General features: G+C 34.2%; 1 protein-coding gene. It reads right to left on the bottom strand.

Translation table 11 applies throughout. The features are described 5' to 3' along the window. On the bottom strand, positions 1 to 222 hold a 222-nt coding region (locus ACJ5GX_RS05320; protein WP_495292777.1), incomplete at its 3' end, for an ArsR/SmtB family transcription factor. Positions 223 to 430 lie beyond the last annotated feature (208 nt).

The raw sequence follows: 430 nt of genomic DNA, 5'->3' as shown, positions 1-430 counted from the left end.
CTGAATTAATCCTGACTGTTGTAAAACAGACAAATGATTTGACATGGTAGATTGAGAGACATTACCGAGTCTTTCGATATTCCCTGCACACACACCACGCCCAAAGCCACCGCACTGCTCTTCAGACAAATATTGTTGTGGGTTTTTAAGCCACTCCAAAATCTGACGTCGAGTCGGATTCGCCAATGCTTTAGAAATTAAATCAATATCCATCTTAGACACATTCAATTCAGAGCAAAGCTCCATTCAGCATCTTTGCATTTAATATATCGCATTTTTTCGATTTTAATATCGATTTTTTTAGATATATTGCAAAAATACAGATAAAGCTTTGCTTTTGTTAAAATTTTAAATTAAAGACCTTGTTTTAAACTGGCTTCAATAAATTTATCCAGATCGATCTTGAAAATGATGCTAAAAGCAATCCTAT

Source organism: Wolbachia endosymbiont of Tuta absoluta (genome assembly GCF_059414725.1).
The sequence above is the reverse complement of the archived record's forward strand: the minus strand, read 5'-3'. Positions and strand labels throughout refer to the sequence as shown.